Below are 13,724 nucleotides of genomic sequence, written 5' to 3'. Positions count from 1 at the left end.
CCGAAATATTTCATTGCAGTAATATTTTCTTTGTTTAAACTTATTCCGGCAGGCAGACTTTTTGGTTCGCTGGAGATCCATACTGCCCCAATTCCACCAAATGGGGTTATGTTTAGGAACCCTTTACTTATTGAGATATCAGCCCCATAGGTTTTGAAGTCTAGCTGATCTACTCCCAGAAGCTGAGTGTAAGTTCCTCTGATTGCAACAGCAGGTGTAGTCATTGAGCCTTTCAATATGGAGTATTTAACCTCAGCTCCCAAGAGTGAAATATTAGAATTGGGAACCTTGCTGTAAATGGCTCCTACATCTATATTAAAAGGAAGCCCTTTTCTTACATATAGTTTGGGTAAGGGGATCATACTGGGCATATCAGCATTCTTGGTAGCTTTGTTCCAATAATCTGCCCCCTCTTCAATATCAGTAGCTGTTATTTCAAGACCGATATCAAAACCCAGTGTCCCCAATGGTTCAGCAGGAGACAATGCCTTATAACTCAATGCAGCACCTAATTCCTTACTGAATTTCTCAAAGTAAGATTGTGTAATCCCGGTTTGAAATTCGATGTCATCAGCCCTCGCTTCTGTTGAAGGAACAAGGGAGATCAGAGAGAGGGAGAAGAGACTTAAAGAGATAACCAAGAAGTAGTTTTTTAATTGAGCCCTTATTTTCATCATTTTAGTCCCCTTTCTTAATTAATTGATTATCCGGTTTGTAAAACCTACAATAACTTTTAAATCAAGTCAAGGTATTTCACTCCTGTGATTTATCTTTTTTGAGGTTCTTCATTTTTTCTCGCTAATTTCCTCAGAAGCATAGAATTTTTTTAACCCTTCAGCCAATTCTTTCAGGCGTTTATCTACCAGATGATTTGTAGTACCTTCAGGATAAGAGCCATCTGTCTGTTTTTCTCCCGAAGGTACTCCTGTTAATATCTCAATTCCCTCATCTATAGTTTTTACTGCGTAGACATTAAATCGGCACTCGCGTACCGTGTCTACTATATCTTCTCGTAACATAAGATTCTTGACGTTCTGGTAAGGAATGATAACCCCTTGCTCTCCTGTTAAACCTTTTAACTTGCAAACATCGAAGAATCCCTCGATCTTTTGATTTACTCCACCTATGGGCTGGATCTCGCCTTTCTGATTTACTGAACCAGTAACGGCTATCCCCTGTTTTATATGTAATCCAGAGAGGCTGGACAGGATAGCATAAAGCTCCGTAGAAGATGCACTATCTCCCTCAACACCTGTATAGGATTGCTCAAAACAAAGGCTTGCTGAAAGAGATAAAGGCTTATCCTGGGCATACTTCCATCCAAGGTAACCAGACAATATGAGTACACCTTTATCATGAGTATGCCCGCTGAGTTGGGATTCTCTCTCTATATTGATGACTCCACTTCTTCCAAAGAAGGTTTTAGCGGTAATACGGGAAGGCCGTCCAAAGCTGAATGTTCCCAGATCATAGACAGATAGTCCATTAACCTGTCCTACAACAGCCCCTTCGGTATCAACCATAAGGGTTCCTTCGACTATAAGCTGACGTATTCGCTCAGCAAGTAAGTTATATCGGTAGACCTTTTCTCTCATTGCCTTTTCCACATGTTCACCGGTAATCATCGAACCCTCCGCCTTCTTAGCCCAGTAATTGGATTCAATAATCAAATCCTTTAACTGACCAAATCTGCTCGATAGCTTCTCCTGGTCGGCTACTGCCCTGGCTGCATATTCCAGTATTTTGGCTACACCTGTGCGGTCAAATGCCAGCAATTTTTCCGTATCACAGCACTGGCGTATAAAAGATGCATAAGCTGCCATATTTTCATCTGTACGGTTTACCTGGTAGTTAAAGTCCACCTTTACTTTAAACATTTCCCAAAAATCTTCATCGTAAACAGAAAGTAGTTGATAAACATAGTCTTCACCCATCAATACCATCTTAATTTCTATAGGTATTGGTTGAGGCTTCATACCTTGAGGTGTAAAAAACCCGTATTGTTCCCAGGGTTCTTCCACCTTAACTTCCTTATTCCTGATTATTCTTTTGATGCCCTCCCACACCCCTGGGTTTAACAAGACATCACGGACATTCAAAATCAGATAACCGCCATTTGCCAATTGAACAGCCCCCGGTTTAATCATAGTATGATCGCTTACATAAGTACCCATAAAAGCTTTTCTTTCAATCTTACCAAACATGTTAAACCAATTGGGGTTAGTTTCAATAATCACGGGAGGACCACTGGTGGCACTATTATCTACAAATAGATTGACTCTGTATTCCGTAAAGGGATCTACCTGAGAAGAAAAAAGAGCCCCTTGAATTTGGGGTGATACAAGGGCATTGGTAAATAAGTCCAGATGGTCTAACGTATATTCCTTAACCTCTTCAAGAAAACCTATCAGATCAGGGTATTCACTGTAAGCTTCAAACAATTCATTAAATAGACCGGATATGGTGAATTCGCCCGCTTTGCGCTTGATTGCCTTAATTTTTTCCTCTGTTTTCTTGTTCAAATCTCGGAACCTGCCCATAGTTTCGTCTACCAGTTTCATTAGTTCCCGACGTTTTGCCTCAATAGCTCCCCTTTCTTCTTCTTTGAGGGCTAAAAAATCTTCCCTGGACATCGGTTTCCCTTCAAGTACAGGGACAACCACTGCTCCCATTGAAGTCATTTCTACCATAAGGTCATGATTTCTCGCTTCCATATCCAGCTCATTCAGCGCATCCTGATACTCCTTCTGTTGATTTTCCATTACCCCTTGCTTCTGTTTATTGTAGTCCTCGCTACTAAATACCTTTGGTATCTCTTCTTGCAGGGTTTTAAGGAGCTTCTCCATCTGAGTATTGAAGGATTTTCCATATCCTTGGGGTAGTTTAAGTACCTTTGGGTGATCCGGGTCAGAAAAGTTATAGACGTAGCACCAATCCTCAGGTTTAAACTCTATCCCTTCACCCTGTTTCTTTGTTATAAACTCCTCTATACAGGTTTTTATGGTTGTAGCTTTACCTGTTCCTGTTAGACCAGTTAAAAAAAGATTGTATCCCTGGCTTTTTACATCCAATCCAAAATTGATTGAATCCAATGCCCGATCCTGACCAATAAATTCTTTAAGTGGTTTAACATGGTTGGTGCAATTGAAGTCGAACCATTCCGAGGGGCAGATCCAACGCAACTTTTCAAAGGGAACCTTATACTTATTTATATCGATCTTATTTAGCATTGTTTTGTTGCCTCCAATTAGTATATTGACTGAACTTTTGCAAGTCTGTTTTAACGGTTAAATATCATCTAATTTTTTCTATTGCTTTTGCTCGACCTTGAAGGTGACCCGAACTTGTGGTTGTTTGTTGTTCATAAATTGAATATTTGGAGGAAATACCAGGTTGGGACTCAGAGTTATAGAGCCGTTGATGTTATTTAGATCAATGGGTTCTGTCAGGATTTCAACATCTTTTTTGCTTTGCGGTAAAGCCATAACCCTAACTAACCTGGGAGTAACCACGATTTGTCGAAGAGCTAGTTCGTGAAGAAGCTTTCCGAATGTCTGTACCCTGACAGGAATATCTATGGGGACCAGCCTGTAAGCAGTGATTTGAATCCTACCTGGCTCAATTCGCATTACTGATAGATTTGGAGGGTATCGCAAATTATTCCTCTCAAGAACTAGCTTTTGATTTCCCTCATGGACTCTGGACATGTCCAGTGATATCTTCAGCATTTGTGGATTCAGAAGATTGAATGCCTGTTCTGACCCTGTCAATGTTACTGTAACCTCTTTTGGTTTCGGTTCTTCTATAATCAAATCAGGTGCAAGGTTTCGATATTCAATAGGGACAACAAAGTCGCGACGCACGCTTCCTGTCTGATAACCAATGGCCAGCCACAAACCACAGGATAGAAGAATGGCTATGGCTTTTTCTCGAGAGTTTTCCCGTAGCCAACTCAACCGCGTTTTTGTTTGCTTCCCCGGGAATCTTTCCTGATAGAATAGTTCAAGGTTTTTTATCAACTGTTCAGGGTTTTCCAGCCTCTCAAGCAGTTCCTCCTTGGCTATACTGATAGTTCCTCGTTCTTCAGATACGACAATGCACAGGGCATCTGAACGCTCTGTCAGTCCTAAAGCAGCGGTGTGTCGTAATCCCAGATTCCCGATCTTAAGTGTATTGAAAGAAAGAGGTAGGTGGCAACCGAATTTAGTAACCCGATTGTTTTCGATAACTACTGCGCCATCATGTCCAACGGAATGGGGGTCAAAGATGCTCTCTAATAGTGGTTCACTCAGCTTTCCTTCCAGAAGGAATCCTCCTTTCAAGTGCCGGTCTAGATGATCATTGCCTTTAAGGACTATTAATGCTCCAAAACGCCTGAGAGCGAGTTTATTCACGGCCCTACTGAGGATATCGATCTCCTCGTGAGTCGATACCGTAGATCGTCTTTTTCTAAGCAGTCGCCACATGACCATTCTTTCAAAGATCCTGCGCAGGTCTTCTTGAAATATTACTACTATGGCAATAAGAAGTATAGCAAAAAAACCTTGTAAAACAAATACGGTGACATAGAGTTGAAAGAACCGCGCTAGCATGTATACCAGTCCCAGAATGCTGATTCCAATGAAAACAAAGCGATAAACCGTTCTCTTAAACCAAAGCATTATAATATAAAAAAAGACGACCATGATAGCGATATCAAAGAAGTCTGCAATTCGAAAATCCCGACTGATATTTATTAAAAAGTCCATAATAATCAGATGCCCTCTAAAATTAGCAGCTTCAATAATCCAGATTCTGTGATTAAACTGTCCTGAAAAATCTATCAATTTCTGGAAGAGAAATCAACACCTTTTTGTGTATAATTATGTTCCGTCATTCATCTGCTACCCATCCTCCAGTGGTGGTTTTGTTCATCTTATTTACTTGACATAGAACCGCTTTTAAATAAAATGAATGCATTGGCGTGACGAGCCGGCGAATATCGTTATCGGTATCCTTTTTCACAACAATCAACCTATTGGTGTTGAGCTTCCGATCTTTGTAGAACTGACCGTTTCCAAAACCGGTCCTGGGTTAAGGGGCGATACGGCATCATGGGGGAGCAAACCTGCTACGCTGGAAACCGGGGTTATCATTCAAGTGCCTTTGTTTATAGAAGAAGGTGACGTACTAAAGATCGATACCCGAACCCGGGGTTATATTGAGAGGGTTAACAAAAAGTGAATGCAATCATAATGAATGGAGGAGTCATGATGGATGATAAGTTTGAAAAACTTGCAAAGGCCTATTCCGAAGGGGCATCAAGGTTAAAAACATGGTCAGGTTTTCCAGTAAAGGAAGTGTACACACCTGAAGACACCCAATATGTCAGTTATGAAAAGGAGATAGGTAACCCTGGGGATTATCCTTTTACCAGGGGTATTCACGCAACAATGTTCAGGGGCAGGGTTTGGACCAAGAGGGAAGTTGCGGGCTTTGGTACCCCAAAGGACACCAATGAACGGGTAAAGTATCTGATAGATCAAGGGCAGAGTGGTATAAATATCATCAACGATCTTCCCACTGCTATGGGTGTGGATTCTGACCATCCTATGGCTAAAGAAGAGGCAGGTGCTGTAGGTGCGCCTTTTTCATCTCTCAAAGATATGGAGGAGATGGTTGAAGGGATTCCACTCGAAAAGGTAAGTATGTCCTTTAATGTTTCGACTACGGTTTCACCCATAGTGGTAGCCCAGTATGTTGCTATTGCCCGAAAAAGGGAAATTGACCTGGCTAAATTAAGGGGGACAATACAGAATGAGCCGTTAAAAGGGAGGTATTGCGGTTATTCTCCAAGTACAAATCATGTGGATCTGTGTTTACAGACATCGGCTGACATCATAGAATTTTGCAGTAAGCATATGCCCCTTTGGTATACCACCAACGTTAACCTCTATGATCTTAGAGAGACCGGTATAAATGCTGCTCAGGAAATCGCCTTTGGATTTGCCATGGCAATAGCCTATATAGAAAATGTCCTGAAAAGGGGATTGGATGTTGATGAATTTGGGCCGAGGATTGCCTTTTACTGCAGTGCCCATATTGACTTTTTTGAAGAGATAGCAAAACTCCGGGCGGCAAGAAGGATGTGGGCTAAGATCATGAAAGAGAGATTCAGGGCAAAGAATCCGAAGTCACTTACCTTTAAATTCGGCGTTCATACAGCAGGGTGTTCTCTGGTACCCCAACAACCCTTGAATAATGTAATAAGAGTTGCATATGAAGCGCTTGCAGCAGTCCTGGGAGGGGTTCAATCCCTTCACTGCTGTTCTTACGACGAACCCATAGCTATCCCTACGGAGGAGTCTCACAGACTGGCACTCAGGACACAGCAGATTCTGGCTTGTGAAACAGGGGTTGCCAACGTAGCTGACCCGCTGGCAGGGTCTTACTACGTGGAGTCTTTGACCAGCAGGATAGAGGAAGAGGCCATGATGATATTGAAAAATATTGATGATATGGGAGGTATGATTGTTGCCATTGAGAAGGGGTGGATAGATCAGGAGATGGAAAAGGCTGCATACCAGTATCAAAAAGAGGTAGAGAGCAGGGAGCGGATAATAGTTGGTGTGAATGAATTCACGCTTCCACCTGAAGAGGATTTGCAGGGAGACTATCACAAGACTCCGTCTGAGGTATCAGAGAAGCGGGAAGCTGCCCTTAAGGAACTGAGAGAGACCAGAGATAATGATAAGGTCAGGAAGACCTTGAAGATATTGAATGAGGTAGCTAAGAAAAGAGAGAGAGAAAACCTGCTTCCTTTCATCATAGAGGCTGTTAATGCCTATGCTACTACTGGCGAAATACTTGGAACTATGCGCATGGGCTTTGGATACACCTACGACCCGTTTGAAGTGCTAAGTCACCCGTTTTTTTCTTGAAAAATATTTTCTTGCAATATAGATGTTCTTTCTGTATATAATGAATAACGATTCATTTTTTTATTGTTATAGGCTAAATTATGAGCTAAGTGTTACTTTTGTTCAAGGAGGATAAAATGGCAGAAGAAAGCATTTTGTTAAAAAAGGAAGGGAATATTGCCACTATAACCCTTAATCGTCCTGATAGGCTCAATGCATTGGATTGGCCTGCCCAGGCATTATTTGGACAGAAACTGGACGAAGTAGCAGGAAACAGTGAAATAAGGGTTCTGATAATTACAGGGGCAGGAAGGGCATTTTGTGCAGGTGGCGATGTGAGTGCACAGAAAGGCAGAATAGGCATGAAGGTTGCAGAGAGAAGGGCTGGTTTAAAAATGCTCCTGAAAAACCCCCTTAAGATCAGAAAAATGGATATTCCTGTTATTGCAATGGTAAACGGTGTTGCTGTAGGGGCAGGATGTAATATGGCACTGGCATGTGACATTATCATTGCTTCAGAAAAGGCCAGGTTTGGTCAGGCATTCGTTAAGGTAGGCCTTGTGCAGGATTATGGAGGAAGTTACCTGCTATCCAGATTAGTAGGCACAAAGAAGGCCTGCGAGCTTGTTTTTACCGGTGACATTATAGATGCAGAGGAGGCTTTACGCATAGGAATGGTAAATAAAGTGGTTCCAGAAAAAGAGTTAGAAACTGTTACGAGAGAGATGGCTATGAAGATAGCCAATAGAGCCCCTCTTGCCGTAAGTATCGCTAAACGTTCCATATACGATGCCTTTGATAAGTTTGATCTGGAGACCACTTTGCAGTATGAAATATACACCCAGGGATTTTGCTCCGAGACAGATGACCACAAGGAAGGATCGACGGCTTTTGTGGAAAAGCGAGAGCCGGAATTTAAAGGGATGTGATATCTCATTAGCTGGTGATGGATTTTAAACTGAGTGAAGAGCATAGATATTTCCTTTTCATTTTGTTTTTTATTTTCTTGCTTCTATTTTAAAAGGAGGATTTTTTATGGATTTAAAGGTGGTTTTGTATGAAAAAAAGGATGGTGTTGCAATTATAACTATGAATTACCCTGAGAGGTTAAACGCCTTGAGTAACCAACTTCGGGCAGACCTTAAAGTGGCTTATGACGAGGCCCTCAAAGATAAAGAGATAAGGGTTTTAGTCCTTACAGGAACTGACAGGGCTTTCTGTGCAGGGGCGGACATAAGCGGTTTTAAGTTTGATATGGCTAGTATTCGCAGATTCATGGGAGATGTTATACCCTTTTTAGCCTTCATGGAAAAGTATCCAAAGCCGGTTATTGCTGCTGTAAATGGTCTTGCTTTAGGTGGCGGACTGGAGGTTGCCATCTCCTCCGATATAATTATTGCCTCTGAAAAGGCAAAATTTGGTGTGCCCGAAGCGGCTATTGGTCTAGCTCCGGGTTTTGCCATAATCAGGTTACACCAGTTGGTTGGCAGAGCGAAGTCAAAGGAGCTGGCTATGACCTGTGACCAGATATCTGCAGAAGAGGCACTGAGAATAGGGCTGATAAGCAAGGTAGTGCCTCATGAAGGGCTTATGGATGCCTCAATGGAGATGGCCAAGAAAATCATGTCCAAGGCTCCCTTAGCCGTAGAGCTCATCAAGTCATCCGTTAATAGGGATCTCCACGGAGAAGAATTGAGCTATGCTGTTGATGCCATGTGTGGGCTCTTTGCAACAGAGGATGCAAAAGAAGGCATGGATGCATTCTTGAATAAGAGAAAACCCAATTTTAAGGGGTTCTAATATTGAATGCAGATTTTTAACTTGATAATTCCCTGGAGCTTGCTGCAGGGTTTCAATAGTCATTCCTGCGAAAGCAGGAATCCAGAAAACTAAAAGACTGGATTCCGTGCCTGCCCCGTACTCGATACAAGGTCAAGTACGGAATGACAGAATACAGAATAACGAAATATTGTTAAGAGGACATAGTATGTTAAATTTTACCGAAGAGCAGTTGATGATTCGTAATGCTACAAGAAGGATAGCTTTAGAAAAGATTGCTCCGAGAGCAGCAGAGATAGATGAAACAGATGAGTTTCCCTGGGATATCGTGGAACTGTACAAACAGAATGGAACACTTAAACTGGTTCTTCCCGATGAATACGGTGGGGTTGGAGCAGATACAACGACCCTCTGTCTTGTCATGGAGGAGATAGCAAGGGTATCAGCATCCTGTTCCTGCATTGTATTCAGCAGCGGAGCCCTCATCCATATACTTGTACGTGCTGCTACCTCTGAACAGAAGGACAGGTTTTTTCCAAGATTGTCTCAGGGTGATAAAATAAGTGCCTTTGCCTTAACAGAACCGGAGGCAGGCTCTGATGCCAACGCTATGAAGACAAACGCGGTATTAGAAGGGGATTACTATGTGCTGAATGGCAGAAAGTGTTTTATATCGAACGCTATAGTCTCTGATTTTTATCTCGTCTTTGCCAGGGTGAAAACCCTTGATAAGAAAAAGGGGATATCGGTATTTGTTATTGAAAAGGATACCCCGGGCTTTTCTATGGGGAAGAAGGAAAATAAAATGGGATTAAGGGGGGATCCTCTGGCGGATATTATATTTGAAAATGCCAAGGTACCAAAAGAGAATATTGTGGGCGGAGAGGGAGAGGGGTGGAAGATACTGGCTCAGGTAGCCAATCAGATGAGACTCTACGGTGCTTCGGCTATGGGACTTGGCATTGCCCAGGGTGCCCTGGATTATGCTGTTGAATACTCAAAACAGAGATACCAGTTTGGGAAACCCATTGCTTCCCTTCAAGCTATACAGTTTATGTTGGCTGATATGCACATACAGACAGAGGCTGTCCGTTCCATCCTGTATCGAACTTCCCAGATGATTGACAGGGGAGAAGGGTCGGCTACAGAAATAGGTTCCATGGTTTCTATGTCAAAATGTCTGTCTGGAGATACAGCAATCAAGGTAGCAACAGATGCAGTCCAGGTTTTGGGTGGGTACGGGTACATTAAGGATTACCCTGTTGAGAGAATGATGAGGGATGCCAAGAGCGTTCAGATATTTGACGGTACCAATCAGATACAGAGATTGGTAGTTGCAAGGAATCTGTTGGGAATGAAGTGACGATGTCCCCCTTTTTATCTCATATAACAAATTTGAAAAGGAGATAGGATATGGAATTTGGATTTACGGAAGAACAAAATATTCTGAAAGAGAGTGTAAGGGATTTTATGGAAAGGGAATGCCCTCCGGAATATGTGAGAGAGCTTGATGAAAAAGAACAATATCCGTATGAGCTTTACGGGAAGATGGCAAAACTGGGTTGGTTTGGCCTGCCCTTTCCTGAAGAATATGATGGGAGCGGATTAGGTGCTGTAGATTTTGTGATTGTGGGAGAGGAGATGTCCCGGTTTTCCTACGAAATAGCTGCAGGATTCGGTATCAGTATATTCTGTGGGTTGAACATCTTGGAAAATGGGAACGAGGGGCAGAAAAAGTTTTATATACCTAAGATGATAAAAAACGAGATCAGGCTCTCCATCTCTATAACAGAACCTAATGCAGGATCTGATGCTGCTTCCCTCATGACATCGGCGGTTCTGCAGGGGGACAGCTGGGTTATAAACGGGCAGAAGACCTTCCAGACAGCAGCCGATGCAAAGAACAACATTATGAGTGTCTATGTAAGAACGGACAAGGACCTTCCTAAACACAAAGGTATAAGCCTTATACTTGTTCCCAGTAATGCTCCTGGAGTTGAAATAAGAAGGATAAAGACCTTGGGAAGAAAGATGCTTCATACCAATGAGGTATTCTTCGAAGATGTCCGGGTTCCCAGGGGAAACATGGTGGGGGAGTTAAACAGCGGATGGAAGATACTACTTTCAGGGCTTGAGCTGGAAAGACTCTATGGGTGTTCAACATTTATAGGGAGTTCCCAAACTGTTGTAAATATGGCGCTGGAGCATTCAAAGCAGAGGGTACAATTTGGCAGGCCCATCGGTACCTTTCAGGCTATAGGTCACATGCTGGCAGACATGCAGACTGAAGTCGATGCTGCCCGCTTGCTTACATACAGAGCTGCATGGATGTATGATCAGGGTATACCGTGTATGAAAGAGGTGAGTATGGCCAAGCTTTTTGGATCTGAGACATATGCCAGATTATCCAACCAGGGTATGCAGATAATGGGTGGATACGGATATTCTCTTGAATACGATATGCAACGGCATTTCAGGGATTCGAGGATAATCACAGTAAGTGCAGGGTCTTCCCAGATGCAGAGGACGGTTATCTCCAGGGCTATGGGTTTGCAGGTGGTTTAATTAAGTTGGGAGGTTAAAAGCGTGATTCATTTTACAGAAGAGCAGAAGATGATGCAGAAAATGGTTAGGAAACTGGTGAAGGATAAGGTAGCTCCAAGGGCAGCTGAGATAGATGAAACAGATGAATTTCCATGGGATATTGCAAAGGTTTTTGGAGAGAACGGGCTTTTGAATCTGGTTTTGCCTGAAGAATACGGGGGCGTGAATGCCAATAACACAACCCTTTGTATAGTTATAGAAGAGATTGCAAAGGTGTCCCCTGCATGTGGACTGACGGTATTTACAACCCAGGCACTTTTGAACGTACTTGTGCGGGGTGGTAATGAAGAACAAAAGAATAGGTTCTTTCCCAAATTTGCCTCTGCTGATAAGATATGCGCCTTTGTCCTGACTGAACCCAATTCCGGATCTGACGCGGCATCTATTCAAACTAAGGCTATTCTGGATGGGGATAGTTACGTATTTAATGGAAACAAGATATTTATCTCCACAGGTGAGGTGTCGGATTTTTATCTGGTTTTTGCTATGACTCGGCCAGGGCAGAGGGCTAAAGGTATGAGTGTATTCATAGTGGAGAAAGGGACCCCCGGGTTTAGTTTTGGAAAGAAGGAAAATAAGATGGGTCTTCGGGGGAATCCCACTGTAGAACTCATCTTTGAGGACGCAAGGGTCCCGAAGGAAAACCTGCTGGGAGAAGAAGGACAGGGATGGAAGATGCTCACGGAGTATGGCAACCTGATGCGAACGTGGGGAGCTGCATCCACCTCTCTGGGAATTGCTGAAGGGGCACTTGAATATGCGACTGGATATGCCAGGGAAAGGATTCAGTTTGGAAAGCCTATTGGCAGCTTTCAAGCTATTCAGTTCATGCTTGCCGATATGGCAATACTGACAGAAGCAGCCCGCTCACTGATCTACCGGGCATCATGGATGATTGATCAGGGAACAGAATCCGTTAACAAGATTGAGTCTATGGTTTCCATGGCGAAGTGTTTTACGACTGATACGGCAATGAAGGTTACGACAGATGCTGTTCAGATACTTGGGGGGTATGGCTACACGAAAGACTACCCTCTGGAACGCATGATGAGGGACGCAAAAGGTGTACAGATATTCGACGGGACCAATCAGATTCAGAGGGTAATCATATCTAGAAACCTGCTGGGCAAGTTTTAGTAAACCAAATAAAGGGTTCAAGGATTCTAGGGTTCCCGCCTTTGGCGGGTTTTCTAAGTTATTTTAATAAGTTTCTTTCACTTGAATCCTTGACCCCTTGATCCCTTGAACCCTATATGGATGTGTAAGAGGAGAGAATGATTCAACTGACTGAAGAGCAGAAGATGATCCGTGATATGGTGAGGAAGATCGCAAAGGAAAAGATTGCGCCGCGAGCGGCTGAGATAGATGAAACCGATAAATTTCCTATGGACTATGTAGAGGTCTATAAAGAGAACAACCTCTTTAAGATGGTTCTCCCTGAAAAGTATGGGGGTATTGATGCCAATACCACAACCCTCTGTCTTATTGTAGAGGAGCTTGCAAAGGCTTATGCCTCTGCACCCCAAATGTTGGTTACCACAGGTGCTGCCTTACAGATACTATTGAAGGCGGCTACGGAATCTCAACAGGTTAGGTTTTTTAAAAGGCTTGAACAGGGAACGCAGGCATGCTCTTTTGCCCTGACAGAACCAAACCATGGTTCTGATGCCGGTTCTCTGCAAACAAAGGCTAGCTTGGATGGAGACCATTACATTATAAACGGTTCAAAGGCATTTATAACTACCGGTGAGGTCGCAGAACTCCATCTGGTTTTTGTGAGAACCGGAGGAGAAAAGACAAAGGGCATCAGCGTGATTATGGTTGATAAAAACACGCCCGGTTTTCGGGTAGGCAAGAAAGAACAAAAGATGGGGTTTGCTGGTACCGGTACTGTTGAACTGATTTTTGAAGATGCAAGGGTGCCTAAAGACAATCTCATTGGAGAGGTTAATAAGGGTTGGGGCTTACTGCTCAATATTGCAAACATGATGCGTGTATGGGGAGCAGGATGTACGGCACTGGGTAATGCCCAGGGTGCCCTGGATTATGTGGTGGAGTACGCAAAACAGAGGTTTCAATTTGGGAAACCAATAGCCAGTTTTCAGGCTGTCCAGTTTATGCTTGCTGACATGGCGATATTGATAGAAAGCGCCAGATCCCTTATATACAGAACGGCATATGCTATGGATACAGATGGGGAGAGTTTTAAGAATATAGAGACCCTGGTTTGTATGTCCAAGTGCTATGCCGCCGATGTGGGAATGAAGGTGACCACAGATGCTGTTCAAATTATGGGTGGCTATGGGTATACAAAGGAGTATCCAGTGGAGAGGAGGATGCGGGACGCAAAGTCGGTACAGATATATGATGGATCAAACCAGATACAGAGGGTAGTTGTTTCCAGGAATTTGCTTGGGTAAATATAAATCGATAATTGGCAAT

At 43.0% G+C, this 13,724-nt stretch carries 10 protein-coding genes and 1 pseudogene; 8 read left to right on the top strand and 3 right to left on the bottom strand.

Annotation, left to right across the window (positions count from 1 at the left end):
- The 3 genes from AB1401_01310 to AB1401_01300 form a co-directional block, all read right to left on the bottom strand.
- On the bottom strand, positions 1-677 hold a 677-nt coding region (locus AB1401_01310; protein MEW6614093.1), incomplete at its 3' end, for a hypothetical protein.
- Positions 678-785: 108 nt separating this feature from the next.
- Positions 786-3,230, bottom strand: a complete 2,445-nt coding sequence (locus AB1401_01305; protein ID MEW6614092.1) for an ATP-binding protein — start codon at positions 3,228-3,230, stop codon at positions 786-788.
- Positions 3,231-3,308: 78 nt separating this feature from the next.
- A complete protein-coding gene (locus tag AB1401_01300; GenBank protein ID MEW6614091.1) occupies positions 3,309-4,748 on the bottom strand; it encodes a diadenylate cyclase in 1,440 nt (479 codons plus the stop codon).
- A gap of 229 nt (positions 4,749-4,977) precedes the next feature.
- Here AB1401_01300 and AB1401_01295 point away from each other — a divergent pair.
- The 8 genes and pseudogenes from AB1401_01295 to AB1401_01260 all read left to right on the top strand — a co-directional run bounded on the left by AB1401_01295 (position 4,978) and on the right by AB1401_01260 (position 13,702).
- Positions 4,978-5,223, top strand: a pseudogene (locus AB1401_01295) (elongation factor P).
- Between the two features lie 26 nt (positions 5,224-5,249).
- Positions 5,250-6,920 carry a methylmalonyl-CoA mutase family protein gene (locus AB1401_01290; GenBank protein ID MEW6614090.1) on the top strand — a complete coding sequence of 557 codons (1,671 nt, stop codon included), beginning with the start codon at positions 5,250-5,252 and terminating at the stop codon, positions 6,918-6,920.
- Between the two features lie 116 nt (positions 6,921-7,036).
- Positions 7,037-7,828, top strand: a complete 792-nt coding sequence (locus AB1401_01285) for an enoyl-CoA hydratase (GenBank protein MEW6614089.1) — start codon at positions 7,037-7,039, stop codon at positions 7,826-7,828.
- A 106-nt stretch (positions 7,829-7,934) separates the two neighbouring features.
- Positions 7,935-8,699 (top strand): enoyl-CoA hydratase-related protein, encoded by a 765-nt coding sequence (locus AB1401_01280; GenBank protein ID MEW6614088.1) that lies wholly within the window; start codon positions 7,935-7,937, stop codon positions 8,697-8,699.
- Positions 8,700-8,886: 187 nt separating this feature from the next.
- Positions 8,887-10,041, top strand: a complete 1,155-nt coding sequence (locus tag AB1401_01275) for an acyl-CoA dehydrogenase family protein (GenBank protein MEW6614087.1) — start codon at positions 8,887-8,889, stop codon at positions 10,039-10,041.
- 50 nt (positions 10,042-10,091) lie between these two features.
- Positions 10,092-11,243, top strand: a complete 1,152-nt coding sequence (locus tag AB1401_01270; GenBank protein ID MEW6614086.1) for an acyl-CoA dehydrogenase family protein — start codon at positions 10,092-10,094, stop codon at positions 11,241-11,243.
- A gap of 24 nt (positions 11,244-11,267) precedes the next feature.
- Positions 11,268-12,419: an acyl-CoA dehydrogenase family protein gene (locus AB1401_01265; protein ID MEW6614085.1), complete on the top strand. Its 1,152-nt coding sequence runs from the start codon at positions 11,268-11,270 to the stop codon at positions 12,417-12,419.
- A gap of 137 nt (positions 12,420-12,556) precedes the next feature.
- Positions 12,557-13,702 carry an acyl-CoA dehydrogenase family protein gene (locus AB1401_01260; GenBank protein MEW6614084.1) on the top strand — a complete coding sequence of 382 codons (1,146 nt, stop codon included), beginning with the start codon at positions 12,557-12,559 and terminating at the stop codon, positions 13,700-13,702.
- The last annotated feature ends 22 nt before the right edge of the window (positions 13,703-13,724 follow it).

It is taken from the genome of Thermodesulfobacteriota bacterium, assembly GCA_040757775.1.
Classification (GTDB): domain Bacteria; phylum Desulfobacterota; class UBA8473; order UBA8473; family UBA8473; genus UBA8473.
The sequence above is the reverse complement of the archived record's forward strand: the minus strand, read 5'-3'. Positions and strand labels throughout refer to the sequence as shown.

Bases quoted from the DNA above. Each gene is read 5' to 3' on its own strand.
- AB1401_01285 (MEW6614089.1), top strand. From the start codon at position 7,037: ATGGCAGAAGAAAGCATTTTGTTAAAAAAGGAAGGGAATATTGCCACT.
- AB1401_01305 (MEW6614092.1), bottom strand. From the start codon at position 3,230: ATGCTAAATAAGATCGATATAAATAAGTATAAGGTTCCCTTTGAAAAG.
- AB1401_01260 (MEW6614084.1), top strand. From the start codon at position 12,557: ATGATTCAACTGACTGAAGAGCAGAAGATGATCCGTGATATGGTGAGG.
- AB1401_01290 (MEW6614090.1), top strand. From the start codon at position 5,250: ATGATGGATGATAAGTTTGAAAAACTTGCAAAGGCCTATTCCGAAGGG.
- AB1401_01275 (MEW6614087.1), top strand. From the start codon at position 8,887: ATGTTAAATTTTACCGAAGAGCAGTTGATGATTCGTAATGCTACAAGA.
- AB1401_01280 (MEW6614088.1), top strand. From the start codon at position 7,935: ATGGATTTAAAGGTGGTTTTGTATGAAAAAAAGGATGGTGTTGCAATT.
- AB1401_01270 (MEW6614086.1), top strand. From the start codon at position 10,092: ATGGAATTTGGATTTACGGAAGAACAAAATATTCTGAAAGAGAGTGTA.
- AB1401_01300 (MEW6614091.1), bottom strand. From the start codon at position 4,748: ATGGACTTTTTAATAAATATCAGTCGGGATTTTCGAATTGCAGACTTC.